21 protein-coding genes and 2 pseudogenes are annotated in these 26,695 nt (G+C 70.9%); 8 read left to right on the top strand and 15 right to left on the bottom strand.

Annotation, left to right across the window (positions count from 1 at the left end):
• Positions 1 to 7: 7 nt before the first annotated feature.
• The 3 genes and pseudogenes from ADK36_RS47975 to ADK36_RS17920 all read right to left on the bottom strand — a co-directional run.
• A pseudogene (locus tag ADK36_RS47975) lies at positions 8 to 600 on the bottom strand (hypothetical protein); the annotation flags it as partial.
• A gap of 60 nt (positions 601 to 660) precedes the next feature.
• The gene (locus tag ADK36_RS17925; RefSeq protein WP_053198238.1) at positions 661 to 876 is read right to left on the bottom strand and encodes a DUF397 domain-containing protein; all 216 of its coding nucleotides are present in this window, start codon (positions 874 to 876) and stop codon (positions 661 to 663) included.
• Positions 869 to 1,667: pseudogene (locus ADK36_RS17920) on the bottom strand (helix-turn-helix domain-containing protein). Before ADK36_RS17920 ends, ADK36_RS17925 begins: the two are co-directional and overlap by 8 nt.
• Positions 1,668 to 1,899: 232 nt before the next feature.
• Between ADK36_RS17920 and ADK36_RS17915 the strand changes: the two are divergent.
• From ADK36_RS17915 to ADK36_RS17905, 3 genes are all read left to right on the top strand, one after another.
• Positions 1,900 to 2,265, top strand: a complete 366-nt coding sequence (locus tag ADK36_RS17915; RefSeq protein WP_425315477.1) for a hypothetical protein — start codon at positions 1,900 to 1,902, stop codon at positions 2,263 to 2,265.
• Positions 2,266 to 2,386: 121 nt separating this feature from the next.
• Entirely contained in the window at positions 2,387 to 3,283 is an 897-nt protein-coding gene (locus ADK36_RS17910; protein WP_234329794.1) for an ArsR/SmtB family transcription factor, read from the top strand.
• A 94-nt stretch (positions 3,284 to 3,377) separates the two neighbouring features.
• Positions 3,378 to 3,773 (top strand): hypothetical protein, encoded by a 396-nt coding sequence (locus tag ADK36_RS17905; RefSeq protein WP_234329793.1) that lies wholly within the window; start codon positions 3,378 to 3,380, stop codon positions 3,771 to 3,773.
• Positions 3,774 to 3,850: 77 nt separating this feature from the next.
• On the opposite strand, the gene ADK36_RS17900 is transcribed toward ADK36_RS17905, so the two are convergent.
• From ADK36_RS17900 to ADK36_RS46345, 5 genes are all read right to left on the bottom strand, one after another.
• The gene (locus ADK36_RS17900; protein ID WP_048583995.1) at positions 3,851 to 4,345 is read right to left on the bottom strand and encodes a nucleotidyltransferase domain-containing protein; all 495 of its coding nucleotides are present in this window, start codon (positions 4,343 to 4,345) and stop codon (positions 3,851 to 3,853) included.
• A 26-nt stretch (positions 4,346 to 4,371) separates the two neighbouring features.
• Positions 4,372 to 4,968 carry a hypothetical protein gene (locus ADK36_RS17895; protein WP_159029228.1) on the bottom strand — a complete coding sequence of 199 codons (597 nt, stop codon included), beginning with the start codon at positions 4,966 to 4,968 and terminating at the stop codon, positions 4,372 to 4,374.
• Positions 4,965 to 6,281, bottom strand: coding sequence for a DUF7224 domain-containing protein (locus ADK36_RS17890; RefSeq protein WP_053198234.1), 1,317 nt, complete (start codon positions 6,279 to 6,281; stop codon positions 4,965 to 4,967). The genes ADK36_RS17895 and ADK36_RS17890 overlap by 4 nt, the downstream gene beginning before the upstream one ends.
• Complete coding sequence (locus ADK36_RS17885; protein ID WP_048583992.1) at positions 6,275 to 7,024, bottom strand: ATP-binding cassette domain-containing protein; 750 nt, start codon at positions 7,022 to 7,024, stop codon at positions 6,275 to 6,277. The genes ADK36_RS17890 and ADK36_RS17885 overlap by 7 nt, the downstream gene beginning before the upstream one ends.
• Positions 7,025 to 7,149: 125 nt before the next feature.
• Positions 7,150 to 7,575, bottom strand: coding sequence for a hypothetical protein (locus tag ADK36_RS46345; protein ID WP_159029227.1), 426 nt, complete (start codon positions 7,573 to 7,575; stop codon positions 7,150 to 7,152).
• A gap of 211 nt (positions 7,576 to 7,786) precedes the next feature.
• Here ADK36_RS46345 and ADK36_RS17875 point away from each other — a divergent pair, with 211 nt between their 5' ends.
• The 4 genes from ADK36_RS17875 (at position 7,787) to ADK36_RS17860 (ending at position 14,097) form a co-directional block, all read left to right on the top strand.
• Positions 7,787 to 8,668 carry a serine hydrolase gene (locus ADK36_RS17875; protein ID WP_234329792.1) on the top strand — a complete coding sequence of 294 codons (882 nt, stop codon included), beginning with the start codon at positions 7,787 to 7,789 and terminating at the stop codon, positions 8,666 to 8,668.
• 77 nt (positions 8,669 to 8,745) lie between these two features.
• On the top strand, positions 8,746 to 9,786 hold the full coding sequence (locus tag ADK36_RS17870) for an esterase-like activity of phytase family protein (RefSeq protein ID WP_053198252.1): 1,041 nt from the start codon (positions 8,746 to 8,748) through the stop codon (positions 9,784 to 9,786).
• A gap of 93 nt (positions 9,787 to 9,879) precedes the next feature.
• A complete protein-coding gene (locus tag ADK36_RS17865; RefSeq protein ID WP_048583991.1) occupies positions 9,880 to 13,611 on the top strand; it encodes an ABC transporter ATP-binding protein in 3,732 nt (1,243 codons plus the stop codon).
• Between the two features lie 93 nt (positions 13,612 to 13,704).
• Entirely contained in the window at positions 13,705 to 14,097 is a 393-nt protein-coding gene (locus ADK36_RS17860) for a hypothetical protein (protein WP_048583990.1), read from the top strand.
• Positions 14,098 to 14,106: 9 nt separating this feature from the next.
• On the opposite strand, the gene ADK36_RS17855 is transcribed toward ADK36_RS17860, so the two are convergent.
• From ADK36_RS17855 to ADK36_RS17840, 4 genes are all read right to left on the bottom strand, one after another.
• Complete coding sequence (locus ADK36_RS17855) at positions 14,107 to 18,297, bottom strand: trypsin-like peptidase domain-containing protein (RefSeq protein WP_234329791.1); 4,191 nt, start codon at positions 18,295 to 18,297, stop codon at positions 14,107 to 14,109.
• Complete coding sequence (locus ADK36_RS17850; RefSeq protein ID WP_048583988.1) at positions 18,270 to 18,593, bottom strand: CU044_2847 family protein; 324 nt, start codon at positions 18,591 to 18,593, stop codon at positions 18,270 to 18,272. Before ADK36_RS17850 ends, ADK36_RS17855 begins: the two co-directional genes overlap by 28 nt.
• A gap of 79 nt (positions 18,594 to 18,672) precedes the next feature.
• Positions 18,673 to 19,338, bottom strand: a complete 666-nt coding sequence (locus ADK36_RS17845) for a hypothetical protein (protein WP_048583987.1) — start codon at positions 19,336 to 19,338, stop codon at positions 18,673 to 18,675.
• Positions 19,339 to 19,556: 218 nt separating this feature from the next.
• The gene (locus ADK36_RS17840; RefSeq protein ID WP_048583986.1) at positions 19,557 to 21,428 is read right to left on the bottom strand and encodes a glycoside hydrolase family 3 protein; all 1,872 of its coding nucleotides are present in this window, start codon (positions 21,426 to 21,428) and stop codon (positions 19,557 to 19,559) included.
• 536 nt (positions 21,429 to 21,964) lie between these two features.
• On the opposite strand from ADK36_RS17840, the gene aroA reads away from it, so the two are divergent.
• On the top strand, positions 21,965 to 23,203 hold the full coding sequence (gene aroA, locus ADK36_RS17835; RefSeq protein WP_053198232.1) for a 3-phosphoshikimate 1-carboxyvinyltransferase: 1,239 nt from the start codon (positions 21,965 to 21,967) through the stop codon (positions 23,201 to 23,203).
• A 52-nt stretch (positions 23,204 to 23,255) separates the two neighbouring features.
• Here aroA and ADK36_RS17830 read toward each other — a convergent pair whose 3' ends face one another.
• The 3 genes from ADK36_RS17830 to ADK36_RS17820 form a co-directional block, all read right to left on the bottom strand.
• Positions 23,256 to 24,494, bottom strand: coding sequence for an MFS transporter (locus tag ADK36_RS17830; protein WP_048585982.1), 1,239 nt, complete (start codon positions 24,492 to 24,494; stop codon positions 23,256 to 23,258).
• 285 nt (positions 24,495 to 24,779) lie between these two features.
• Positions 24,780 to 25,580 carry a sugar phosphate isomerase/epimerase family protein gene (locus tag ADK36_RS17825; RefSeq protein ID WP_053198230.1) on the bottom strand — a complete coding sequence of 267 codons (801 nt, stop codon included), beginning with the start codon at positions 25,578 to 25,580 and terminating at the stop codon, positions 24,780 to 24,782.
• Between the two features lie 95 nt (positions 25,581 to 25,675).
• The gene (locus tag ADK36_RS17820; protein WP_048585980.1) at positions 25,676 to 26,608 is read right to left on the bottom strand and encodes a bifunctional helix-turn-helix transcriptional regulator/GNAT family N-acetyltransferase; all 933 of its coding nucleotides are present in this window, start codon (positions 26,606 to 26,608) and stop codon (positions 25,676 to 25,678) included.
• Between the last annotated feature and the right edge of the window lie 87 nt (positions 26,609 to 26,695).

Below are 26,695 nucleotides of genomic sequence, written 5' to 3'. Positions count from 1 at the left end.
GTCGGTGTCAGCTGACGTCCGACGGGTCCAGGCGGTGGACCGTCGACGTGTTGCTCTGCGAGGAGGACGTGTCGTTTCGCGAGGAGGAAGAGGAGCCCGACGTCGAACTCTTGCTGTACTCGCTCTCCTTCACCACCGTCCCGTTCTTCCGCACCCACTCCGTGACCGCGGAGCTGACGTCGCCTGGATGTAGTGCAGCTCGCCGTTCTTCACCAGTTCCTTGAGCTTGGCCAGCGTCATCGCCTTGTCGCTGCCGGACCAGCCCCGCATGGAGATGACGGGCTCACCGCTGCTGACGATCAGCTGGGCCGCGCCCTGCGAACTCGACACCGCGAGCAGCCACTTGGCGCCGTCCTGGTGCTTCTTGAGATACGTGAGGAGCTCGCTGCTCGCGCCGCCGCCCGTACCGCCACCGCCGCCGGGGCCGCCCATGCCGCCGCCGGGGCCGCCCATGCCGCCGCCCATGCCGCCGGGCCGGCCGCTGTTGCCGGTGTCCGTTCCGCCTGGGGCCGTACCGCCGGGGGCCGTACCGCCGTTGGCGGTGCCATTCGGCGGCGTACCGCCCATCTCGCCGGTGCCGCCGGGAGCCTGGCCGTTCTGTGGTCAGTGTGAACAGCCAGAAGCGCCGGATCGGTCTTCCCCGTAAAGGGGGTCCCTGGCTCAGGTCTGCGATTCCTTGACGGTGGTGACGAAGGCCGACCAATTGGCAGCGGAGAAGAGCAGCGCCGGGCCGTGCGGGACCTTGGAGTCGCGGACGGGGACGCCGGAGGGGTGGTTGTCGAGGACTTCGAGGCAGCTGCCGGCATCGGAGTTGCTGTGGGACGACTTGCGCCAGCCGCTGAGTATGGAAGCGTTCGGGATGGCTCGGTCAGTCATGGTGTCCGTAGTCCTTCGCAGCGGCCTTGAGCAGGGCGAGTGATTCCTTCAGCGGCAGTGCGTCGCTGAGCGCGAGATCGTACCGAGTCTGCAACTCCCGGACCACGGACGGGGAGTCATGCAGTTTCCCCATCTTGTCCCCCCTCGCTGTATGCCAGAGGCGGCTGGTCCTCGAACCACATCAGCGTGAGCATGCTCTGCATCAGCGGATGATGGCCCACACCGAACGGCAGCACATGTACGCGGATGCGTCCAGTCTCGGCGAGCCGAGCAACGTGCGTGATCTGCTCCGCCATGGTGTCCCTGCCGGCCAGAGGGCGTCGCAGCACCGTCTCGTCCAGCACCACCCACACCACGGGCGTCACCGGATCTTCCAGGATCCTCGCGCGCTCAAGGCGTGTGACAACGCGTCTGTCGCATTCCTCTTCACTCACCGGAGGGAACGCCGCACTCAGAATCGCACGCGCGTACCTCTTCGTCTGGAGGATGCCCGGGAAGTACGCCAGGCCGAACTCGCGGATCATCACGGCCTGTTGTTCGAGTACGAGCACCGCCTCGAAGTACTCGGCGATCGACGCTTCGTCGCCCTGCGGCAGAAAGCTACTCAGCACATCCCCCGCACCCAGGGCCATATCCAGCCGCCGCGCGTCCTCCTTCGACGGCACGCGCCGCCCCGCCTCGATATGCGCGATGTGCGAACGCGTCATGAACGCCCGGTCGGCCAGCTCCACGTGTGTCAGCCCCGCCGCCTCGCGCTGCTGCCTGAGCCAGTCACCGTATGTGTTGCCCATGGCCAATCCCTTGTGAAAACGGAGTTCACGACATGCGTCACCGCATCGCCCGACTCTTCGGGCCGTTGCTACGGCTTACGCGCCGCCGCCGACGGCGTGGGTGTCGGTGCCTCAACGGGCCGACCGTCCACCACACCGGCTCCCGGCCCTCGCGGGCGGCACGTCCGGCCGCCGTACTCGGGGTCGGCGTCGGATCGGTCGGCATGCCAACGGTGGTCGTAGGGGGCATCAAGTGACGCGCGACATGGGCGGCGTACGCCTGCTGCCCTGGACCGGGGCGGACGGTAAGCCCTGCTATCTCGTGAGCGACGGTACCGGCCCTGTCGCCAGCCTGGCCGACACCGTCGAGAGCGTGCAGCTCGCCATCGCCATGGCCGACGACCTCCTCGACCACGCGGCCGACATGCTCGCCGACCGCCGGGCGACACCCGCGCAGCTCCGGTTTCTGGTTGCCCGGATGGGCGAGGCGCTGACCGACGTCCGGCGCATCGCGGAGAGTCGGGGCGCGTGTGTTTCTCTTCCAGACAGTAAGTCCGAAAGCCGGCCATCACGCCGCCCGAGCGCCGCCTCCCCGGTGCAGACTGAGGAGAAGAATTGATGTCTTCGCGGCATTCGGGGGAAAATTGTTGCGAATCCATTTCACCAGCCGGGATCTGGAGTGCTTACGGATCGCCGACAGGCCGGACCCGCTCTGGGAGATCATCTGTAGTGTCTGCCGATTGCAGACCAGGGAGGGGCCACAGGCCTTCGACCTGTGGCGGCGCCAGGTCCGGGACGGGCAGCGGCGCGGGGGAGCGCCTGGGCGGTCGGTCCGGGCGTTGGGCAGCCTGGTGCCGTATGCCAAGTACTTCCCGGACTTTCTCACGCCGAGCGGTGAGCGGCAGGACCATGCCCTGGAAGACGGAATCGACCGGGTGTTGGCAACGCCGCGCCGACAGCTGAACCACGAGATCGGGCTCGTCGCGGCGGATGGCCGCACCCCCTTCGCCGGGCCGGCCCTGGCTCGCGGCGAGCGGGAGGTCCTGCTGCTGCTCGGCGGGTTGCTGCGGGTCTACCACGAAGCGTTCGTCGCCCCCGTGTGGGAGGCGATGGAGGCGGCGGTACGCGCGGATGTGAGCCGGCGTTCCCGGGCCCTGCTCACCGACGGGATCGGCGGCCTGCTGAACACGTTCAGCCCGATGGCACGATGGCGGTCGCCCGTCCTGGAGGCCGACTACCCGGTCGACCGGGACATGTACCTCGAAGGACGGGGCCTGCTCCTGATCCCCTCGTACTTCTGCTGGCGACGCCCGATCACCCTGGTCGACCGCTCGCTGCGACCGGTACTGGTCTACCCGGTGGAGAAGTCGGCGCCACTCGTGTCCGCTGCCGGACAGGCCGAGCTGTCCAGGCTGCTCGGCTCCACCAGGGCCGCACTGCTCCAGGAGGCAGCCGTGCGGGCCTGGGGCACCACCTCCCAACTGGCCGCGAAGGTCGGTATCTCGCTGCCCAGCGCCAGCCAGCAGTTGACGGTGCTCCGCGAGACCGGGCTGCTGTCGAGTCACCGGGACGGCAAGCATGTTCTGCATGCGGCGACACCGCTGGGGCGGCGGCTGCTGGGCGGTCACTTCGGCTGAAGCCAAAGGGTGGTGCGCGGAGGTGACGTTCGGGCGAGGCTGCTGGTGCAGGCGCGGTCGCGGCTGCGGCAAAGCCACTACGGGGAGGCAACACATGCGTAAGTTCAGGATGGCTCTGGCGGGCGGGACCGCCGCGGTCGCCCTCGGGGCCGGGCTGCTGGCCGGCGCCGGACCGGCCGCGGCAGGCGCCTCCGGGGCGGACCGTGTCCAGGCGGCGGCGACCCGCTACGGCTGTCCCTCCGGGGCGGTGTGCATCTATCCGGGTCCGAGCTGGAACAACGACAAGCCGTCCCACACCTACTGGAGCGCGGGCGTCCACAAGCTCTACAACCAGTACGGGCAGCACCGCGTCTTCAACAACCAGACCGACGGCTGGACCGTGCAGATGTGCACGGGAGGCAACGGAACGGGTTGCGGGGACAAGATGGGGCCGGGCTGGTACATCGACCAGAACCTGACACCGATCAACTCCATCTACATCAAGCCCTAGACCCGCGGACCGGGCACGAAGAACCGGGACAGGGGCAGGGCCGGGCTCCTCTTCACCGAGGGGCCCGGCCGTCGGGATCAGAAATGCGTGTCGATCCCGAACACTCGCCGCAACTGAGCCATGTCATGCCGGTCCCGGTCCGTGGGCTCGTACCCCTGGTGGAAGTGCACCTGCTGCTCGGCGGACAGGCACGGGACCGGTGTACCGGCGATCCTGCCCGTCACGAAGGCCGACGCGGGGTAGCGGAAGGGGTGCGACGGGTCGGGGGATGCCTGGGTCGCTGAGCCGTCCTCGGTGAAGGACAGGGGGTGGAGGTCGATCTCCCGGCCGTCCGGAGCCGTGACCACGAATCGGACCGGGCGCCAGTCCAGGGTCTCCACGAAGCCCGCGTCCGCGAGAGCCGACAGCACCGCGGGCTCCTGCTCCTGGCGGTGCATCAGGTCCAGATCGCGGTGGTCGCGGGTCTGCTCGCCGAGCAGGGCGTCGATGCCCCAGCCGCCGCCGATCCAGACCGCGACCTGTGCCTTCCGGAACAGGGACAGGACGGCCAACACGCCGTCAGCAGTCATCATGCGCAGATACTTTCATGCGGGACCGTTCAACGCCGCGGAAAGTCCCCCCGGGCCGTCTGGTACAGGCCGATCGACAGGAGCGCCGCGGATCCGGCCCAGGAGAGCGGGTCGGACGGGAGTGCCGCGGGCCAGGCCCACCAGTGGGCCGTCTGCTCCGGGCCGTAGCCGAAGACCGACACGACCAGCGCGAGCAGCGTCGGGATCACCGTGGAGGCGTGGTTGCCCAGTGCCGCCCGGCCGATCAGGGCGAGCCCGGTGTAGAGGGCGAGGTTGCGGACGGCCGACTCGGCCGCGAAGGGGTCGGTGCCGCTGAGCCATCCCGCCATGACCGGGGCGGCCACGGCGGCTGTGGCCGCCACCACCGCGACGGCGAGCAGGGAGTCGAGAGCGGCGACCCGTCGTAGCGCCGTCCTCTCGATGGGGGTGGGCGTGCCGTAGCACGCGTTCAGGGCGATGGCCGGAGCCAAGGGGGCGAAGAGGATGAACGGGACGTCCGCCGAGGTGGCGCCGCCCAGTTGAGGCAGGGGCAGGCGGCTGTTGCCCAGGGTGAAGGCCGCCGCCCAGAAGCCGGCGGTGACGAGTGTGAGCAGGGCCAGCCGCCGTGTGTGGATCCACCAGGTCATCGCGGCATGCACCGCGCCTGGACGAGGGTGTCCTGGAACCAGGTCTCCTGGCTGGCCGCGCTGGTGCCGAGGACACGGCCGACCGGCGCCCAGATCCGGGGATCGGTGCTGTCGCGGGCCTCCTGCTGACTCCGGCCGGCCCGCACGGACAGCCAGACGCCGAGCTGGTCCTGGGAGTCGAACGCCCGCTGCGCGGCCGTCGCCGGATCCGCCGGGCAGTGGGTACGGCCGTCGCCGTGCGGGCTGTTGACGAGGATCACCGTGAGGTCGGAGGTGAGGCTGGTCACCAGGTCCTGGTCGGTGAAGGCGGGATCCTGCCGTACGGTCACCGTCCACTGCCCGGTCCCGGGCCGCTGTCCGCTCTCGGTGACGACCTCGGGCGGACTCACTCCGACGCGACGGAGGCGTTCGACCGCCGTGCTCACGGTGCGGGCCGTTTCGGTCAGCCGGGACGCGTGTTCGGGCCAGACACACACCCGCGTGCCCCGAGGGTCGGCGCAGACCAGATCGGAGACCGGACGTGCCTCGATCGCGTCGGGGCCGAGTCCGTCCACCAGCCTGACGCCCGCGGACGTGGTGACCGTGGCGGCGACCACCGCCAGTGCGGCACCCCAGTACGGGACGGACCCGGGCAGGCTCCCCCGCCGGGGGGTACGCCGGCAGACGGCCGCGGCGGCGACGGCCAGCGCGGCCAGACCGACGGCCACGAGCGCGGGTGCCGTGACGGCCCCCGGGTAGACCGCGGAGGCGTTCGAGCAGCAGCCGAAGGCCGGCTGGGTCAGATGGCGCAGCCACAGGGGCTCCAGCGCCGGGGGATAGACGTTCCACAGGTAGTCGCCGACCAGGACCACCGGGACGGCGGCCACGGCGGGCAGCCACATGCCGACGGCGTACCCGAGGGCGACGTGGGCGCACAGGATGACGCACGCCGCGGCGATGATCCGGACATCCGGCCACCCCGGAGCCGACTCCATCTGGAGGCGGACCACGGCGAGTGCCGTCGCGAGGGCGAGGAAGCCCAGCAACATGACCGGTGCGAGGGACGCGGCGGCTATCTGCCACCCGTTACGGGTCGGGGTGCCGTCCCCGACCTTGGCGCGGCGGAGCCTGCCGGCCTCCCAGGCGGCACAGGCCGCGGTGACCGGGGCGATGAAGATCAGCGCGGAGACCGCCTTGGCGGTGGCCGCCGTCCAGTAGCCGTCCAGGTCCCCGGCGACGTAGTCCGAGGTGACGTAGAGGACGACGATGCAGAGGAGCACGGGAGCGGCGGGAACGGCCGCGTTGGCGCGCGGGTGGAGACGGAACATCACCATGCCTCGCCTCCGCCGAGAACCGCCGTGTAGGCGCCGTCCGCGACGCGGCCCGACGCGGTGTCCTGCGGGGCGAGGGCGTAGAACTCCTCGACGGTGCCGGTGAATCGGACCACCCCGTCGGACAGGACGACGACATGGTCGTAGACCTCGGAGAGGTCCTCGGTCTGGTGGGTGGAGACGACGACGTCGGCAGTTCCGGCGAGTTCCTCGACGACCTTGCGGAACGTGCCCCGTTGCGCCGGGTCGAGACCCGCTGTCGGCTCGTCCATCAGGACGAGCCGGGAGGAGTGCACCAGCGTCTGGGCCACGCCGACCCGGCGCAGCTGGCCGCCGGACAGGGACGAAGCCTGCTGGTCCGCCTTCCTGGCGAGTCCCACGCGGTCGAGCGCCGCGAGGGCTCCGTCCCACGCCTCCCGTCGGGACATGCCCTTGAGCCATCCGGCATAGGCGACCTGCTCCCGGCACGTCATGCCGGGGGCGGGAGTGATGTGCTGGGGCATCCACCCGACCTGGCGCCGGTACTCCCGCAGTTGGGAACGGACGGCGGGGTCGAGTCCCGCGAAGGAGACCGTGCCGGAATGGGCCTTGAGGGCGGAGGCGGCGAGTGCCAGCAGCGTGGTCTTGCCCGCGCCGTTGGGACCGAGCAGCACGGTGCGGCCCGGAGGGAAGGCGAAGCTGAGTCTGTCGAGGACGACCGGGCCCCGACGGTACTGGTAGGTGCAGGTGGCGAACTCAACAGACACAGCCCACGGCCTTCTTACAAGGAATGACGACGTTTCAGTGTGGCGCCCCGTGGCGCTCGTGGCGCCTGCGCTGCTGGGGCACTTGCGGTGCTTGTGGCACTGCGGTGCTTGCCGTGCCTGAGGGCTCAGTACCGGACCGAGACCGAGTTCACCTTCAGGTAGTAGCCCGACGAGCTGTCCTGGATCTTCGTCACGGTGAAGTGGTAGTCACCCTTCGGCTGGTCGCCGAAGGCGTGGGAGGCGGAGCTGCTGCAGTGGAAGGTGTAGCGGCCCCGGTCCTCGTCGGGCTGGACGATCGGGGTCTCGCGGGTCAGCTGGAGCTGTGTGTTGCTGACCGCGGGGCCCAGCCCGCCGTTGCTGCAACCGCTGAGCGATATGGAGGTGCTGACGCTGTCGTTGTTGTTGTCCGTCCACGTACGGGAGTTGAAGCCCGTGCGCACCCCGCTCATGCTGGAGCTCCAGCTGCCTTCGGCGTGGGCCGGAATCGCACTGGCGAGCACCGCGGCCGAGGCGCATCCCGTGATGGCCGCGATCATCCTCTGTCTACGCATGTGAGGTCCCCTCCGATTTTGCGTGCGCCTGACGTGATCACGCCAGTCTGGTCGGGGTGACGCTACGCCGGACGATCTTGGCGTCGGGTGTACGGCAGGGGAATTGATCATGAAGCCCTCGCGCTGTGGCCATGCGCGCCGTGACCGTTTCGCTGTGTAAAAGGGTCTACGTGCGTACAACCATTCCCTCGGTCTCGCGAGTCAACAGGGCATGACTCAAGGGCCATCGAGACCGACATCAAGAGGCGTTTCCGGACGTGCGAGAGCACTCCTCACGACAGGCCTGGTGGCCGGGGTGTTCATACCGTGTGTCGCGGCCGCCACCCCCGCCACCGCGGCGACCACCCCCACCGTCAGCTGTACGTCCGCAAAGGCCGGCCTCGCCGACAAGCTGAAGAAGGACATCACCGCCGCCCTGGCCAACCGCAAGGGGACCATCGCGGTCGGCCTCCACGACCGTTCCACCAACACCACCTGCGCCCTGCGGGCCTCCAGCGCCTACGACTCCGCCAGCGTCGTCAAGGTCACGGTGCTGGCCGCGCTGCTGTGGGACGCGAAGAAGCACAACCGGTACCTCACCGACCGTGAGGCGTCCCTCGCCAAGGCCATGATCACCAAGTCGGACAACGCCGCGACCAGCACGCTCTGGAAGCAGCTCGGCCTGACGAAGATCAAGGGCTTCCTCACCGCCGCCGGCATGACCCAGACCAAGCCCGGCGCGAACGGCTACTGGGGCCTGACCCAGATCACCGTCACCGACGAGCAGAAGCTGCTGAAGCTCATCACCGCCAAGAACGCGATACTGAGCGACAACTCCCGCGCCTACATCCTGAAGCTGATGGGCCAGGTCGTCTCCTCCCAGCGCTGGGGCACCCCGTACGGAGTGCCGTCCGGCGTCACCGTGGCCGTCAAGAACGGCTGGCTGCAGCGGGCCACCAACGGCTGGCGGGTGCACAGCGTCGGCGCCTTCAAGGGGGGCGGCCACGACTACGTGATCACGGTGCTCACCCATGGCAACAGCACCATGAACTACGGCATCACGACCATCCAGGGCGTGGCCAAGGTCATCCACCGGGACCTGGCCGCGAGCTGAGGGACCCGGGCCTCGCGTGTACGACGCTTCATGAGCCGGTCTCCCCTCCGTCACCGACCCGCCCTACGGTGACCCCCATGCGCCTGAGAACCGTACTCGCGACCGCCACCGCCGGGCTGGCGGCGGCCACTTGCCTGACCGCCGCCGGCCCGGCGAACGCCCACGCCACCTCGCAGGACAGCCACGCCTGTTCGCCCTCCGTCTCCATCGACCGCTTCTCCGACGCGCTCGACAAGACGACGTACGACGGCACCTTCGTCGGCAACTTCTCCGCGCTCGCGGTGGATCACCGCGACGGATCGCTGGCGGCCGTCTCCGACCGTTCCGCCCTCTTCAGCCTCGACCGGAAGACGCTCGCGCCGAAGGGCGTCGTCCCGCTCGCCGACGAGAGCGGCGCCGCCCTCGACTCCGAGGGCCTCGTCGTCGACCGGGACGGCACCCGGCTGATCTCCTCCGAGACCGAGCCCTCCGTACGCCGCTACTCCCGCGACGGCAGGATCCTCGACCGCCTGCCCGTGCCGGACGCGCTGTCGGTCGCCCCGGCGGGCCGCGCCGTCCCCAACGGCACCTTCGAGGGGCTGACCCTGCTCCCCGGCGGCCGCACCCTGCTCGCCTCCATGGAGTACGCGCTCTCCGGCGACAGCACGGACATCGTCCGCTTCCAGACCTGGCAGCGGCCCCGGACGACAGGTGGCCACTTCGAGGCCGGCGCCCAGTACGCCTACCGCACCGACGCCGGCCTCGGCGTCCCCGAGGTCCAGGCGACCCCCGACGGCCGCCTCCTCATCCTGGAGCGCGGATTCACCGCCGGCGTCGGCAACACGGTCCGGCTCTACCTGGCCGACCCGCGCCGCGCCACCGACACGAGCGGTGTCGAGACCCTCACCGGGCAGAACGGCGTACGCCTGATCAAGAAGACGCTCCTCGCCGACATCGTGAACTGCCCGTCACTCGGAGCGACCGCCAAGCAGCCCCAGCCGAACCCGCTCCTCGACAACATCGAGGGCATGGCGATCACGGGGTACTCGAAGGGACGCCTGAAGGTGCTGCTGGTCAGCGACGACAACCAGAACGCGGCGCAGACGACGCGGTTCTACTACTTGCGGGTACGCGTCTGACCCCGGCCTCCGGCTTTTGTTGCGGAGGGATGAAATCCCGGGCTGTCCGTGTTGGTGCCTTCCGGTAGATCAGGACCAGCGGAGGGCACCGGCGTGACGACGCAACGGGGATGGGCACGGCGACTGTGGGGCTACGCCTGGCGCTACCCCAGGGACGTCGTCCTGGCCCTGGGCTCCTCCCTCGCCGGTATGGCCGTCATGGCGGTCGTCCCGCTGATCACCAAGGTGATCATCGACGACGTGATCGGCGACCACAGCCGCCGTATGGCCGTCTGGGCGGGTCTGCTGATCGCCGCCGCCCTCGCCGTCTACGTCCTCACCTACATCCGCCGCTACTACGGCGGCCGCCTCGCCCTCGACGTCCAGCACGACCTGCGGACCGACATGTTCGAGACGATCACGCGGCTCGACGGGCGACGGCAGGACGAGCTGTCCACCGGGCAGGTCGTCGGGCGGGCCACCAGCGACCTTCAGCTGATCCAGGGTCTGCTCTTCATGCTCCCGATGACCATCGGGAACTTCGCGCTCTTCGTCATATCCCTGGCCGTCATGGCGTGGCTGTCGCTGCCGCTCACACTGGTCGCCCTCGCCGTCGCCCCCGCCCTGTGGTGGATCGCCAAACGCAGCCGGACCAGGCTGCACCCCTCCACCTGGTACGCCCAGGCCCAGGCCGCCGCCGTCGCGGGCGTCGTCGACGGCGCTGTCAGCGGCGTACGCGTGGTGAAGGGGTTCGGGCAGGAGGAGCAGGAGACCGGGAAGCTCAGGGACGTCAGCCGGCGGCTCTTCGCGGGGCGGCTGCGCACCATCCGGTTCAACTCCAGGTACACCCCGGCGCTCCAGGCCGTCCCGGCGCTCGGGCAGGTCGCCATGCTCGCGGTCGGCGGCTGGCTGGCGGTGCGCGGGCACATCACGCTGGGTACGTTCGTCGCCTTCTCGACCTACCTCGCCCAGCTGGTCGGCCCCGTGCGCATGCTCGCGATGGTCCTCACGGTGGGGCAGCAGGCCAGGGCGGGCACCGAGCGTGTCCTGGAGCTGATCGACACCGAGCCCTCGATCAAGGACGGCACCAAGGCCCTGCCCGCCGACGCGCCCGCGACCGTCGAGTTCGACGACGTCGCCTTCGCATACGACGGACCCTCCGGCCCGGCCGCCCCCGTCCTCGACGGGCTCAGCTTCGAGATCCGCCCCGGCGAGACCCTCGCCGTGGTCGGCTCCTCCGGCTCCGGCAAGTCCACCGTCTCCCTCCTCCTGCCGCGCTTCTACGACGTCACCCGCGGCGCCGTCCTCGTCGGCGGCCACGACGTCCGCGAGCTGACCCAGGACTCGCTGCGGGCCGCGATCGGGCTGGTGCCGGAGGACTCCTTCCTCTTCTCGGACACGGTCCGCAACAACATCGCGTACGGCCGCCCCGACGCGACCGACGAGCAGATCGAGGCCGCCGCCCGCGCCGCCCAGGCGGACCGTTTCATCGCCGAGCTGCCGAACGGCTACGAGACCACGGTCGGCGAGCAGGGCCTCACCCTCTCCGGCGGCCAGCGCCAGCGCATCGCGCTCGCCCGCGCGATCCTCACCGACCCCCGGCTCCTCGTCCTCGACGACGCGACCTCGGCGGTGGACGCCCGCGTCGAGCACGAGATCCACGAGGCGCTGAAGCAGGTCATGGAGGGCCGGACCACACTGTTGATCGCCCACCGGCGCTCCACCCTCGGCCTCGCCGACCGCATCGCCGTCCTCGACGCCGGCCGCCTCGCCGACATCGGCACCCACGAGGAACTCCAGCGCCGGTCCGCGCTCTACCGCCGTCTGCTCACCGACCCCGACGAACTCGGCGGCGTCTCACCCGGCCACGCCCAGCCCGCCTGCCCCCGCGAGGACACCTCCGTACGCGACGAACTGGACGCAGAGTTCGACGCCGAACGCGGGGTGACTCCGCGGCTGTGGACCGGCGACCGCGAGCGCAAGGACCTGGCGCTGACGGAGTCCCCGGCCACCCCCGAGCTCCTCGCCCAGGTCGAGGCGCTGCCCCCGGCGGCCGACACCCCCGACATCGACGAGGCGCGTGCGGTGCGCCCGGAGGAGTCGTACGGCCTGAAACGGCTGCTACGAGGCTTCGGGCTGCCGCTCCTGATCAGCCTCGGTCTGGTCGCCATGGACGCCGGCATGGGCCTCCTCCTCCCCGTCCTGATCCGGCACGGCATCGACTCGGGCGTCACGCAGGCCGCCCTCGGCGCGGTCTGGGCGGCGTCCCTCCTCGCCCTGCTCGCGGTCACCGTGCAGTGGGTGGCCCAGATCGGCGAGACGCGGATGACCGGGCGCACCGGCGAGCGCGTCCTGTACTCCCTCCGTCTGAAGATCTTCGCCCAGCTCCAGCGGCTCGGACTCGACTACTACGAGCGGGAGCTGACCGGCCGGATCATGACCAGGATGACGACGGACGTCGACGCGCTGTCGACGTTCCTCCAGACGGGCCTGGTCACCGCCTTCGTCTCCGTCGTCACCTTCTTCGGCATCATGGTCGCCCTGCTGGTGCTCGACCTCCAGCTGGCGCTCGTCGTCTTCGCGACCCTGCCGCCGCTGATCATCGGGACCTACTTCTTCCGCCGGGCGAGCGTGAAGGCGTACGAACTCGCCCGTGAGCGGGTGTCGTTGGTCAACGCCGACCTCCAGGAGTCGGTGTCCGGGCTGCGGATCGTGCAGGCATTCCGGCGCGAGCGGGATGGCGGCGCGCGGTTCGCCGAGCGCAGCGACAGCTACCGCCAGGCCCGCATCCGGGGTCAGTGGCTGATCTCGATCTACTTCCCCTTCGTGCAGTTCCTGTCGTCGGGGGCCGCGGCGGCGGTGCTGATCGTGGGCGGCGCCCGTATCGAGGCCGCGACGCTGACGACCGGTGCGCTGGTGGCGTACCTGCTCTACATCGACCTGTTCTTCGCCCCGGTCCAGCAGCTCTCCCAGGTCTTCGACGGCTACCAGCAGGCCACGGTCTCGCTCGGCCGCATCCGGGAACTCCTCCAGGAGCCGACCTCCACGAAGGCGGCCGAGGAACCGCTGGAGGTGCTGTCGCTGCGGGGCGAGGTGGCGTTCGAGGACGTGCACTTCAGGTACGGCGACGAGGAGGAGGCGCTCAGCGGGATCGACATCCGCATCCCCGCCGGTCAGACGGTCGCGTTCGTCGGCGAGACGGGCGCGGGCAAGTCGACCCTGGTCAAGCTGGTGGCACGCTTCTACGACCCGACCGGCGGCCGGGTGACGGTCGACGGCACGGACCTTCGCGCCCTGGACATCACGTCGTACCGCCATCGTCTCGGGGTCGTCCCGCAGGAGGCGTACCTGTTCCAGGGCACCGTCCGCGACGCCATCGCCTACGGCCGCCCGGACGCCACCGACGCCGACGTCGAGGCGGCGGCCCGGGCGGTCGGCGCCCACGAGATGATCGCCACCCTCGACGGAGGCTACCTCCACGAGGTCGCCGAGCGCGGCCGCAATCTCTCCGCCGGGCAACGCCAGCTGATAGCCCTGGCCCGCGCCGAGCTGGTCGACCCCGACGTCCTGCTCCTCGACGAGGCGACGGCCGCCCTCGACCTGGCCACGGAGGCCCAGGTCAACCAGGCGACGGACCGGCTCGCGGGTCGCCGTACGACACTCGTCGTGGCCCACCGCCTGACCACGGCCGCCCGCGCGGACCGGGTCGTGGTGATGGACCGCGGACGGGTCGCCGAGGACGGCACGCACGAGGAGCTGCTGGCGCGGGGCGGGCGGTACGCCGAGCTGTGGCGGACCTTCCTCGGGCAGGCCGAGCCGGAGGAGCCGGTCGGGGCGGCCCGATAAGGGGGTCGGCGCGACGGCCGTGCAACCATCGGGCCTACGTCGTGCGTCCGTACACCAGTACGCTCATCGCCGGTGTACCGGGAGGACAACCAAGTGGACAGAGGTGCGATACGCCGCCGACTGACAGTCGGTCTGGCGGTACTGACCGCGTCCGGACTGCTCGCGGTCGCGGCGCCCACGGCGGCACAGGCAGCCGCCCCCACGCGCTGCGAGGGCCGCAAGGTCAAGACGTACCCGTTCTCCACCGGCACCCTGTACGTCTACAAGAAGCGCGGCCACGTCTGCGCCATCGTCCTCCCCGAACGCCCCGGCCGTCAGCAGACGATGAAGGTCAGCGTGCAGGCGTTCCGGGCCAACCCGGTCATCGACGAGGGCCAGTACACCCGCCGGGCCGGTCCGGTCACCGTCCACGCCGGGCAGCGGTGTGTGTGGGTGAAGGGCCGGGTGGGGAGCGGGTCGGTGAGCAAGGGCTGGATCCTGTGCTGACCGGTCCGTTCAGTTCGTCGGGCACACCGGGTCTGTCGTGTCGTCGGGGAGGTAGGCGGTGCGTTCCTGGGTGGTCAGGTCGCGGTTGACGATGCGGCAGATCTTCTTGATCGCGTCGTCGGGGTCGGGGTAGGTGATGTCCCACAGCCGTGCGGTCTCGTCCTGACTGGTGGCGGCGACGGTCCGGCCGTTGGGGCTGAAGGCCACCGACAGCATCGAGTTGGTGAACCCGAGAACGGTGGTGCGGCTCTTGCCGGTATCCGTGTCCCACAGCCGCACCGTGAAGTCTGCGCTGGCGGTGGCGAGGGTGCGGCCATCGGGGCTGTATGCCATGGAGTTGACCGCGCTGGTGTGCCCGTTCAGCGCGGCGCGGGGCTCGCCGGTTTCGGCGTCCCACAGCCGCACGGTCTTGTCGTAGCTGGCGGTGGCCAGGGTGCGACCGTCTGGGCTGAAGGCCACCGAAGGCACCGCTCCTGTGTGCCCGGGCACTCTGGCGCGGAGCTTGCCAGTGGCTGGGTTCCAGAGCAGTACGATCGAGCCGAGTCCGCCTGTGGCAAGTGTGTCGCCCTTGGGGCTGAAGGCCACGGCATACACCGCGTCGGTGTGTTGGGTGAGTTGGGTGCGGAGTTGGCCGGTTTTGGCGTCCCAGATTCGTGCGGTCCGGTCCTCGCTTGCGCTGGCGAGGGTGCGGCCGTCGGGGTTGAAGGCCACGGCCCACACCACGTCGGTGTGTCCGGTGAGTTGGGTGCGGAATTTGCCGGTTTCGGCGTCCCATAGCCGCACGGTCTTGTCGTGACTGGCGGTGGCGACGGTGCGGCCATCAGGGCTGAAAGCCACGGCTTGCACCACGTCGGTGTGTCCGGTGAGTCTGGTGCGAGGCTTGCCGGTTTTGGCGTCCCAGATTCGTGCGGTCTTGTCGTCGCTGGCGGTGGCGACGGTGCGGCCGTCGGGACTGAAGGCCACGGCCTCCACCATGTTTCGGTGCCCTTTGAGGGTGATGTCATGTTTGTTCGTGCCCGCGTCCCACAGGCGCGCCGTCTCATCGCGGCCGGCGGTGGCGAGGGTGCGGCCGTCGGGGCTGAAGGCCACCGCGAGTCCCTCACCGCTGTGCCCGGTGAACGTGGCGCCAGGTGAACCGGTCTCCACGTCCCACAGCGCTGCGTTGCCGTAGTAGCTGACGGTGGCGAGGGTGCGGCCGTCAGGGCTGAACGCCACCCCGTACATGTAGTCGGTCCCGTCGATGATGCTGAGGAGATGCCGGCCGGTTTCCGCGTTCCACAGCTGAACAGTGGCGTCGGAGCTTGCGGTGGCGAGGGTCAGGGTTTTGGGACTGAATGCCACCGCGTCCACCACTTCAGTGTGTTTGGTGATTTCGGTGCGGAGCCTTCCTGTATTCGCATCCCATACCCGCACCTTCTTGTCGCGGCCGGCCGAGGCGAGCAGGCTGCTGTCGTGACTGAACGCAACCGTGAGGATTTCGTTGGTATGCCCCTCAAGGGTGTCGCGGACCTCGCTGGTTTCTGTGTCCCACAGCCGTACGGTGTTGTCGGTGCCGCCCGTGGCGAGGGTGCGGCCGTCGGGGCTGAATGCCACGGCGGTCGCCTTGCCGGTGAGGGAATTTCGCACCTTGAGGGAATTCCGTACTCTGCCGGTGCCTGCTTCCCGTAGGCGAACCGTCCCGTCCTGGCTTGCGGTGGCGAGGATACGGCCGTCGGGGCTGTAGGCCACCGAAGTCACCTGGTCCGCGTGCTCGGTGAGGGTGCGGCGGACTTTGCCGGTCCTCGTGTTCCACAGCCGTACGGTGTCGTCGGCGCCACCCGTGGCGAGGGTGCGGCCGTCGGGGCTGAACGCCACCGAGCGCACCGCGTCCTTGTGCCCGGTCAGGCGGCGATGGTTCGGCAGGGTCGCGGCGCTTCGCAGACTCTCGACGGCCTCGGACGTATGGCTCGCGCGATACGCCTCGACGGCCAGCAGCGAGGCGAGATCCGGGTTCGTGCCGATCAGTTCGTTCGACTGGGCGGCAAGCTGACGGGACAGCGCCGTATGCCGGGCGGCGCTCACCGTACGCCACTGCCAGACGGCGCCCGCGGCGGCGATGAGCGCGAGTGCCAGCAGGCCGCTGAGCACGGTGTTGAGCCGTCGGCTCCGCCGGATCGCCGCCTTCCGCCGCTGCTTGCTCACCGTCAGGAAGTCCGCGATCTCGGTCGGCAGCCGGCGTTGCTGCGACCACTCCAGCCCCTCCTCCAGCGCCGTCCCGCCGAGCAGGTCCCCCGGATGCTTCTCCTCCGCCCAGTGGGCCTGTCGTTCGCGCGTGAGGCGAAGCCACTCCTGGAAGCGGCGGTCCTGGTCGACCCAGTTGCGCAGTACGCCCCAGTCGCGGATGAGTGACTCGTGGATCAGCTCGGCGACCGGCTCACCGGGAGGAGCCCCGGGGTGCTGCGGCTCCTGAAGCGTCTGGGTGGTGATGATGCGGCGGCGCGTGAGCGTGGCGATGACGGCGTCGACGGCCGCTTGCTCATGGCTGGGGGTACTCCTCGGGTCGGCCGCCAGGTGGCGCAGTTCATCGAGCGGCACCTGGGTCCGCACGGCACTGATGTTGTGGCTGGGAAGAGCCGGATGGACCAGCGATGTCAGGGTCCGACGGGCGATGACCTGCTGCTCCGCGTCCAGTTCGTCGAGGGCGCTGTCGCACCACGTGGTCAGACTGCCGCTGACCGCGCCGATCCGCCGGTAGGCCTCGTGGGTGAGGAACCCGTCCTTTCGGCGCAGCCACAGCTGGCTGAGCGTCATCTCCAGCAGCGGCAGCACGGTGGCCGGGGCCTGGCGGGTGATGGCCGCCTCGGGCGTGGTCTCCAGGACGTCGCTGATGATCTGCTCGGGCAGCCCTGGCTGGAAGTTGAGTCCCACGTCCAGGGCGGGGAGCACGATGATGTCGTGCAGATCCTCCTGGCTCAGCGTGCCCGGCACGTTCAGGAGTCCCGGCATCGCGGATTCCAGCAACTTGGGTGCCAGCGCGGCCAGTTGAGGATAGAAGTCGTCACGCATGATCAGGATCACGGTGATCTTCGTGTACTGGTCGGCGGCCGTCGTCACCCCGTCGATGACGCCGAGCAGCTCCCGCAGCCGGCCGTTGGACGTCTGCACCAGAAGCTCTTCGAACTGGTCGATGACGAGCAGGACCCGGTGGTACGCGGGCTCGGCGGCCAGCCTGCGGTTGACCGCCGTCGTGATGCCGACCGTGCTCGCCCCGGGCAGCCCGGCCCGCTCGATCTCCGCCAGCATGTCCTGCCGAGGCCGCGCGAGGACGGGCAGCCACCGGTCGCTTCCTGGCAGCTCGCCGTCCGCCAGTGCGCGCAGTACGCCCGCCTGGATCAGCGACGACTTGCCCGATCCCGACGGTCCGAGCAGCAGTGTCAGCCGCCGCTGCTGGGCCAGGTTCATCAGGACCTGCCGCACCGCGTCCGACCTGCCTTGGAACCACCTCGCGTGTTCCGCGGTGAACGGCTCCAGCCCTCGGTAGGGGCACACCTCCCGCTCGGCCAGCTCCGGCAGGATCTCCCGCAGCACTTGGGTCGGTGTGACGTACGCGACGCCGAGGCCCCGATCCCACTCGTCCGGTGCGGTGATCTCGGTGAGCATGCCGATGACGAGGCCGGTCACCTCGTCCAGGACGGGCCCTCCGCTGAACCCGGTCGTGAGGTCGTTGGCGGCCGTCAGCTGCAGATGCACGCCCCTGCCGTCCGCGCTCGGCAGCAGATCGCCGGCCTCGCCGAAACCGAAGTGCCCTTCGGGCGGGGCCTGGGCGGGAAACCCGAAGGAGCGCACCGGGTGGCCCCGGCGCCCTTCCGCCGAGCCCAACGGCAGCGTCCGCCTGTCCGTCGGCGTGCCGCTCAGCCGGACGAAGGCCACGTCCTCGTTCTCGGGGGCGCGCCACAGGTCGGGGACGACGTCCCCCTCGACCTCGTCCGCACCTTCCCTGCGGAGGAAGGCCAGTCTCACCCGCTCCCCGGGCCCGCTCCCGGCGGCTCGCACGACGTGAGCACAGGTGACCAGGAGGCCCTCCGCCACCAGGAAGCCCGCCCCTGCCGTTGTCCCGCCCGGTCCCAGGACCTGGGCCACGGCAGCGGGCAGCTTCGTCGCCAAGCTGTCGTCGGACCACTTCTCGGCGCTGTTCACGGGATCGGCTCCGGGCTCTTCCACGCCACGGTCACCTTCAGATGGCAGCCGGCCTGGCTCTTGGTGATCACGGCACCCGCCTCGAAGGCGAGATCGACCCCGAACTCGACCGTGATCTCGTCGGGCCGGGCCTTGCGCAGCTGATCGAGCGCCGCCCGCGCGGCCTCCGTGACCGGCTCCAGGGCTTCCTGCAACGTCCCCGGCACATCACGAATGGCATCGCTGACGCGGCCTGCCTTCACCGGCCCCTCCACCGCGGCCGGTGCCTCGACCAGAACGCAGCCCCCGCCCGCCAGCGGAATCCGAGTCAGAGGTGCCAAGACGTCTCCTCCAGCGTTGTCCTCCCGGCCAGGATCGCCATATCCCGCAGCGACGGCACCTCGGACTAGGCCGTACGCCTCACACCGGCCGCGCGCACCCCACCGGCTTCTCGCCCCCCAGCTGGACGTACAGGGCCGTCGACAGCGGGCAGGCGGCTCGCTTCGTGACCGCCTTGGAGACCTTGTACTGAGGCTTCCGCTTCCCCTCGCCGTCGCACGGCGTCTCGCGCACCTGACCGTCCCCGGAGCTGTACACGCAGTCCCCGACGATCGTGCGGGGGCCGCCTCCGCCGCCGGGGTCGCCCGGGTGGGGCGGGGCCAGGTTGCGCATACAGGCGTAGCCCTGCGGGATCGCGCCGTCGCCGTCCTCGTCGGACGTCCGGCTCTGTTCGCTGATGTGCAGCACGAAGTCCGTGGTCCCCGGGCACTGCGGTCCGTCACCCACTGTGCCGTCGTGCCGGGCCACGACCCGCGCCGCCGCCCGTTCACCGGTGCACGGCACCTCGGTGAAGCTGGTCGTCCCGAAGGAACTGCACTCGTCGACGCCGAGGAACATCACGCCGTATCCGGCGGGCCGGGTCGGGGGCGTCACCCGCTGCTCACCGGGGCCGACGCTCGAACTCCCGCTCTCCCCGAGCCGCCCGTCCTCCTCGGCCGCCCCCGACGGACTCTGGCATCCCGTCAGCAGCGCGACGAACAGCACCAGCAGCGCACACGCCACCCCCACGCCACTTCTCTCACGCATCGCACTCCCCCCGGTACCCCTGGGCCCTGTCGTCAGATTCCCGCCTGCACGGCGGGCTGACGGCGGGAATCCGACGACAGGGCCTGGCCCAGCGTGACCCGCCGCAGCAGGTGCACGCCAGAGATGTGGGGTCCTTTGCGTCGGTTGGGGGTGAGTGTGCCCGTTGTGTGGCGTACGGGCGCTACGCCCACAGTGCTATTCCACGGTGCTGTGCGGTGCTAGCCGCGCCCGTACGACAGCCCGTGCCCGAGCGGATACAGCACCCGCGTCGGATCGTCCGCCCGCTGCACCGGCACCGGCAGCCTTCCGCGCGGGGACACCCGCCCGGCGATCACCCGCGCGGCCGCGCGCAGCTCGACGTCGGTCCAGGAGTAGGACGCCAGGCAGGCCCGGACGGTGGGCAGATGGGCCACGTCGTACGGGTTGCGGATCGCCACCGCCACCACCGGCCTCCCCGTCGCGAGGAGCTGCTCGACCAGCGCCTTCTGCGTACTGCTCGCCGTGACGTTGTACGTCCCCACCACCACCGCGTCCGCCGCCCGAGCCGCCTCGACGGCCCTGGCGATGGTGGCGGAGGAGGGCGCCGTACCCGTCGACAGGGCGGTCGTCGTGAAGCCCAGTTCGGTCAGGGCGGTGGCGAGTACGCCGGTCGGTGGTCCGGTCGTGCCGGACGGGGAGGCCGGGTCGGCGCCCACGACCAGGAGCCTGGGGCAGGTGCGCCGGGACAGGGGAAGCAGTTGCCCCTCGTTGACCAGCAGCGTCGTCGTCCGCTCGGCGATGCGGTCGGCGGTCGCGAGGTGGGACCGGGTGCCGACGTTCCGGTCGACCCCGCCCTGGCTGACGTACGGCTCCTCGAACAGCCGCAGCTTCGCCTTCAGCCGGAGCACCCGCAGGATCGACTCGTCGAGCCGCGCCTCGGTCAACTCGCCGTCCTGGACGGCCTTGAGGACCGCGTTCCACGCGATGGCGAGGTTCGGCGGGTTGAGGAGCTGGTCCACGCCCGCCTTGAGCGCGAGGACGGGGACGCGGTCGTCGCCGTACTTCGTCCGTACGCCCTCCATGCCGAGCGAGTCGGTCACCACCAGCCCGTCGTAGCCGAGTTCCTCGCGCAGGATGCCGGTGAGGATCGGGCGGGAGAGAGTGGCCGGGTCGCCGGAGTCGTCGAGCGCCGGGACCATGATGTGGGCGGTCATGATCGAGTCGATGCCGGCCCGGACGGCGGCGCGGAAGGGCGGTGCGTCCAGGGTCTCCCACTGCTCACGGGTGTGGGTGATGACCGGGAAGCCGTAGTGGCTGTCGACGGCGGTGTCGCCGTGCCCGGGGAAGTGCTTGGCGGTGGCCGCGACCTGCCGGTCGTGCCGCGAGCGCTGGTATCCGGCCACCTCGGCGGCGACCATGCCGGCCACCGCGGCCGGGTCGGCGCCGAAGGAGCGGACGCCGATGACCGGGTTGGCCGGGTTGACGTTCACGTCGGCCACGGGGGAGTAGTTCTGCCGGATGCCGAGCGCCTTCAGTTCCTGTCCGGCGATACGGCCGAGGGTGCGGGCGTCGGTGCGCGAGCCGCCCGCACCGATGGCCATGGCGCCCGGGAAGAGGGTGGCGGGCTCGCCGACGCGGCAGACGATGCCGTGTTCCTGGTCGGTGGAGACGAGGACGGGCAGGCCGCGGGGCTGGGCGAGGGACGCCTTCTGGATGCCGTTGGAGAGGTCGGCGATCTGATGCGGATCCCGGGTGTTGTGCGCCCAGGTGAAGTAGATGATGCCGCCCACGCGGTACCTGGCGATCAGCTCGGCGGCTGTCCGGACGCCGATCTCCTTGAGGTTGGCGTCGATGTCGGCCTGGTCGGGGGCGGTGGCGGAGTGGCCGTAGACCCGCATCACGAAGAGCTGGCCGACCTTCTCCGGCAGGGTCATCCGGGCGATGAGGGCGCGCAGTTTCCGGTCGTCGGGGGCGGCGGCGTGGGCGGTGCCGCCCAGGGCCAGGGCGGTGGTGAGTCCGGTGGTGGCCGCGAGGACCGTACGTCTTGAAGGTGTGGCGGTGTTTCCCGTGCTTCCCGTGCTTCCCGTGCTTCCCGTGCTGGTGTCGGGCACGTGCGCTCCTTCCGGAGGTGGTGCGCTGAAGGAAACTTCCGAGAAGTCACCAATAACCGGGAAGTTTCTGCCAGTCAAGGGAGAGCGCCGTAACCGGGAAGGGGCCGCCATCGGCGCAGTTGGAGGGGGGCGCGCCGATGACGGCGTGCTGCCGGCCGCGGCACGGCGGAGAGGGTTGGTCAGCGATCGCAGCCAGCAGCGAGGGCCGACACCGCACCACGGTGACTCTCCAGCAGCTCGCGGTTTGGACGAGCGGGGGTGGGGGTGGGTTCCCGGGGACGGCCGGAATCGGCGAAGTTGGTAGGGCGGTGGTGGGTGGGGCGGGTGTGAGCCGCCAAGCGACCACCCCGCTCCTCAAACGCCGGACGGGGCTGAGTCTTTCAGCCCGTCCGGCCTCTGAGGACGAGACCCGCAGGGTCGAACGCGGGGGGTCTGGGGGCGCAGCCCCCAGGGAAGGGACGGGTAGGGGCGGCGGGGGCGGGTCCATCTCGTGGACGGTGCGGCGCGGGAGTGCGGGGCCGGGCGATCATGGCGATATGCCCGTAGTCGACATTCCCGGTTCCAAGTCCGTCACCGCCCGCGCCCTCTTCCTGGCGGCCGCGGCCGACGGGGTCACCACCCTCGTACGGCCGCTGCGCTCGGACGACACGGAGGGCTTCGCCGAGGGGCTGACCCGCCTCGGCTACCGCGTCGGCCGGACCCCGGACACCTGGCAGGTCGACGGCCGCCCGCAGGGCCCCGCGGTCCCGGAGGCGGACGTCTACTGCCGCGACGGCGCGACCACGGCCCGCTTCCTGCCCACCCTGGCCGCCGCCGGCCACGGCACCTACCGCTTCGACGCCTCGCCCCAGATGCGCCGCCGCCCCCTGCTGCCGCTGACCCGGGCCCTGCGCGACCTGGGCGTGGACCTGCGGCACGAGGAGCAGGAGGGCCACCACCCGCTGACCGTGACGGCGTCCGGTGTGGACGGCGGGCGGGTGACGCTGGACGCGGGCCAGTCCTCGCAGTACCTGACGGCCCTGCTGCTGCTCGGACCCCTGACCCGGCAGGGCCTGCGCATCACCGTCACCGACCTGGTCTCCGTGCCGTACGTCGAGATCACGATCGCGATGATGCGGGCCTTCGGGGCGGAGGTGGGTCGGGAGGGGAACACGTTCGTGGTCCCGCCGGGCGGCTACCGCGCCACGACCTACGCCGTGGAGCCCGACGCGTCCACCGCGAGCTACTTCTTCGCCGCGGCCGCGCTGTCCGGCGGCGAGGTGACCGTCCCCGGCCTGGGCGAGGGAGCGCTCCAGGGCGACCTGGGCTTCGTCGACGTACTGCGGCGGATGGGCGCGCGGGTCACGGTGGGCGCGCAGGGGACGACGGTCCGGGGCACGGGCGAACTGCGGGGCGTCACGGTGAACATGCGTGACATCTCCGACACGATGCCGACGCTGGCGGCCATCGCGCCCTTCGCCTCCGGCCCGGTGCGGATCGAGGACGTGGCGAACACGCGGGTGAAGGAGTGCGACCGGCTGGAGGCGTGTGCGGAGAACCTGCGGCGGCTGGGCGTGGAGGTGACGACGGGCCCGGACTGGATCGAGATCCAGCCGAGGGCTGGCGACGTCCCGGCGGGCGCGGAGATCAAGTCGTACGGCGACCATCGCATCGTCATGTCGTTCGCGGTGACGGGGCTGCGTGTGCCGGGGGTTTCGTTCGACGACCCCGGATGCGTACGGAAGACCTTCCCGGGCTTCCACGAGGAGTTCGGGGCGCTGCGCGCACGGTTGTGACGCGAGACGGCCGGTCCTGCTGCCCCTCGGAGGCCGAAAGCGGGGCCGCCGCTCATGGCTCGTCCGGGGTGAGCTTGCCGTCCCGTAGTTCCGGAGTGGCGGCACCCACGTAGGCCACCGCCAGCACACACAGCAGCCCGCCCGTCACCAGGGCGGTCGCGCCGGACGACCAGCCGGCGACCAGGCCGCCGCGCAGGTTGCCGAGATGCGGACCCGCCTGGCCGACGATCTGCTCGGCGGCCGTCACCCGGCCGAGCAGGGCGTCGGGGGTGCGGGTCTGGACGATCGTGCTGCGCGACACGACCGACAGGGCGTCGGCGGCACCCGCCACCACCAGCAGGGCGAGCCCCACCCACGGGCTGGTCGTCAGGCCGAACAGGGCGAGGGCCGCGCCCCAGGTGCCCGCTCCGCACAGCATCACCAGGCCGGGGCGGCCCAGGCGCGTGACGGAACCGGACAGGGCCGTCGCCGTCACGCCGCCCACCGCGACGGCCGACAGGAACAGGCCGAGGGTGCGCGGATTGCCGCCGAAGCGTTCGGCGTTGACCAGCGGGAAGAGGCTGACCGGCATGGCGAGGACCGTGGCGGCGAGGTCGGTGACGAGCGCGCCGCGCACCACCCGGTGACCGGTCAGAAAGCGCAGGCCGTCCAGGACGCCGTGCAGCCCGGCCCGCGACGGCTCGCCCTCGGGCGGCAGCGCGGGCAGGCCGAAGGCGCCGTAGAAGGCGAGGCCGAAGCTCAGGGCGTCCAGCAGATAGCAGACGCCGATGCCGAACCAGCCGAGGAACAGCCCGCCCAGCGCCGGGCCGAGGAGCATCATCGCCTGGCCGGTGACCTGGTTGAGGGCCAGCCCCGCCGCCACCTGCTCCTTGGGCAGCAGCCGCGGCACGAACACACCCGCCGCCGGACCGCCGACCGCGCCGAAGCAGGAGCCGGCCGCCACCAGGGCCAGAATCCCGGCCACCGGCACCTGCCCCGTGAAGCCCTGCACCGCGAGCAGCAGTACACAGACCGCCTGCCCGACGGTGGCGATCAGGAAGATCCGCCGCCGGTCGCCCCGGTCCACCCACGACCCGGCGAACAGGCCCACGCACACCATGGGCAACGCCTGCGCGAGACCGACCGCACCGCTCCAGACCGCGCTGTGTGTCAGGTCCCAGACCTGGTACATGACGGTGACCATGGTCATGAAGCTGCCGAGCACGGAGACCGTCCGCCCGATCAGCAGCCGCCGGAAGACCGGTGAGGTACGCAGCGGCCGCACGTCGATGAACGTACGGGCGAGGCTCATGAGGGCATGGCGGGGCGCGGGCTGGTTTCGGGCACGAGGGGGGACGCTATACGGCGGCCCCGGCGCCGGGCCACCGAATTACGGGCGCCGGCCGGGCCCCCGCGACACCGGGATGACCCGGCGCCGGCCGGGCTCGCGACGCCGGGATGACCCGAACGACAGGTCCTGAGAGGGACCGCCTCGCCGAGCACGCCGAGCACGCCGAGCACGCCGAGCACGCCGAGCACGCCGAGTTCCCGGGCTCCCGGGCTCCCGCGCTCCCGGGCTTCCCGGTTCCCGGGCCCTCTAGGCCGACTCGTTCAGCAGCCGCGAAAGGTGGTCACGGCCCGCGTCCAGCAGTCCGGCGAGCGGCGCGGCGGCCTCGTACCACCGCTTCTCGTACTCCCAGCACAGCCAGCCGTCCCAGCCGTGCCGGGAGAGGACCTCCACGCACTCGGCGAGCGGCAGCACCCCGGTGCCGAGCGGCAGCGGGGTCGTGTCGTCGGCGGAGGCGATGTCCTTGACCTGGACGTAGCCGAGGTACGGGGCGAGGGCCGCGTAACTCTCCGAGGGCTGCTCGCCGCCCAGCCAGGTGTGCATGACGTCCCACAGCGAGCCGACGTGGCGGTGGCCGACCAGGCCCAGGACACGGATCGCGTCGGCGGCGGTGCGGTGCGAGTCGTGGGTCTCCAGCAGGATCCGTACGCCCATGTCGGCGGCGTACTCCGCGGCCGTGCCCAGCCGCCGTGCGGCGATCGCGTCCGCCGCCTGGCGGCTCTGCTCGGGGTCGGCGCCGGGGAAGACGCGGACGAAGCCGGCGCCGAGGTCGTGGGCGAGGTCGACGAGCCTGCGGATCTCCTCGATCACGGGCCCGTCGGCACCGGGTGCGGCGACCCGGGCGTACCCGGCCAGGCCCAGGAGCTCGATGCCGGCGGCCTTGAACTCGGCGGCCACGTCCGCCCGTTCGTCCGGACCGAGGCCCGGGTGCACCGGCTCCTCCGGGTGCGTGCGCAACTCGACGCCGTGATACCCGTGGGCGGTCGCCAGCCGCAGCACTTCGGGGAGGGGGAGACCGGGGACGCCGAGGGTGGAGAACGCCAGTTTCATGGATCCCACCTTGCCAGGGAAACGAGGGGACGCCCATCCGGCAGGCGGGCCGGGGGCGCTCCGGACGTGTCACCTCATGCCCCGTGCCGGTGATCTCACTCCTGTGGGCCGTGCAGATCCAGGCGCCAGTCCTGGCCGTTCAGGTCCTTGCCGAAGGAGCGGTGGGGCTTCTCGGCGGCCAGGACGAAGCCGTGGCGCCGGTAGATGCGGCGGGCGGAGGCCAGGATGTCGTTGGTCCACAGGACGAGGTCGCGGTAGCCGACCTCACGGGCGAAGTCGACGACGGCCGAGACGAGCCGGTCGCCGATGCCGAGGCCGCGCGCGTCGGGCTCGACCAGCAGCAGCCGCAGCCGGGCCGTGGCGGGGGCCTCGTCCCGTACGACCATCACGCAGCCCACCGGCCGCCCGTCCAGCTCGGCGATCCAGACCCGCTCCAGATGCGGATCGTGATCCTCCGCGAAGTCCGCGACGATCCTCGCCACCAGCCCCTCGTAGTCGGCGTTGAAGCCGTACTCGGCGGCGTACAGGGCGGCGTTGCGCTGCACGATCCAGCCGAGGTCGCCGGGGGCGGGCTCGCGCAGCAGGACGTCCTCGCGGCGGGGCGGGCGGCTGTGGGACAGGATCGTACGGACCGTCGTCATCGCCTCGGTGAGGCGTGGCCGTTCGGCGGCCGGCACGCCGGACAGCAGCGAGCCGACCGATTCGGTCGCCCGCTCCTCCAGCAGCTTGCCGGTCTCCCGGCCGCGCGCGGTGAGCGTGACGCGCCGGCGCCGGGGATCCTCCCGCGAGGCCGTGCGCTCGATGAGCCCGTCCTGCTCGAACTTGTTCAGGATCCGGCTCAGGTACCCGGCGTCCAGGGAGAGTTCGGCCCGCAGATCGGCCGCGTCCGTACGCGGGGAGTGCGCGAGCTCGTACAGGACGCGGGACTCGGTGAGGGTGTACGGGGCGTAGAGGTGGCGGCTGTAGTCGAGGGCGCCGATCACGTTGGTGTAGAAGCGGTTGAAGGCGCGGATGTCGTGGACGGTCATGATCGTCGACCCCGTTGGACTCTGAGGCGGTTCGGCGGCCGCCTGCCGATCTCTGACTCAGTCAGAGGTTCCGTCGGGTCGAGCTTA

The sequence above is a fragment of the Streptomyces viridochromogenes genome (assembly GCF_001270495.1).
GTDB classification, from domain to species: Bacteria; Actinomycetota; Actinomycetes; order Streptomycetales; family Streptomycetaceae; genus Streptomyces; species Streptomyces viridochromogenes_A.
Note: the sequence above shows the minus strand (reverse complement) of the source record. Positions and strands in the feature narration are given on the sequence as shown.

Excerpts from the sequence above, each read along its gene's own strand:
- ADK36_RS17820 (WP_048585980.1), bottom strand. The coding sequence starts at position 26,608 with ATGACCGTCCACGACATCCGCGCCTTCAACCGCTTCTACACCAACGTG.
- ADK36_RS17905 (WP_234329793.1), top strand. The coding sequence starts at position 3,378 with ATGCGTAAGTTCAGGATGGCTCTGGCGGGCGGGACCGCCGCGGTCGCC.
- ADK36_RS17895 (WP_159029228.1), bottom strand. The coding sequence starts at position 4,968 with ATGACCTGGTGGATCCACACACGGCGGCTGGCCCTGCTCACACTCGTC.
- ADK36_RS17925 (WP_053198238.1), bottom strand. The coding sequence starts at position 876 with ATGACTGACCGAGCCATCCCGAACGCTTCCATACTCAGCGGCTGGCGC.
- ADK36_RS17900 (WP_048583995.1), bottom strand. The coding sequence starts at position 4,345 with ATGATGACTGCTGACGGCGTGTTGGCCGTCCTGTCCCTGTTCCGGAAG.
- aroA (WP_053198232.1), top strand. The coding sequence starts at position 21,965 with ATGCCCGTAGTCGACATTCCCGGTTCCAAGTCCGTCACCGCCCGCGCC.
- ADK36_RS46345 (WP_159029227.1), bottom strand. The coding sequence starts at position 7,575 with ATGCGTAGACAGAGGATGATCGCGGCCATCACGGGATGCGCCTCGGCC.
- ADK36_RS17825 (WP_053198230.1), bottom strand. The coding sequence starts at position 25,580 with ATGAAACTGGCGTTCTCCACCCTCGGCGTCCCCGGTCTCCCCCTCCCC.
- ADK36_RS17870 (WP_053198252.1), top strand. The coding sequence starts at position 8,746 with ATGCGCCTGAGAACCGTACTCGCGACCGCCACCGCCGGGCTGGCGGCG.
- ADK36_RS17890 (WP_053198234.1), bottom strand. The coding sequence starts at position 6,281 with ATGGTGATGTTCCGTCTCCACCCGCGCGCCAACGCGGCCGTTCCCGCC.
- ADK36_RS17845 (WP_048583987.1), bottom strand. The coding sequence starts at position 19,338 with ATGCGTGAGAGAAGTGGCGTGGGGGTGGCGTGTGCGCTGCTGGTGCTG.
- ADK36_RS17875 (WP_234329792.1), top strand. The coding sequence starts at position 7,787 with ATGACTCAAGGGCCATCGAGACCGACATCAAGAGGCGTTTCCGGACGT.
- ADK36_RS17830 (WP_048585982.1), bottom strand. The coding sequence starts at position 24,494 with ATGAGCCTCGCCCGTACGTTCATCGACGTGCGGCCGCTGCGTACCTCA.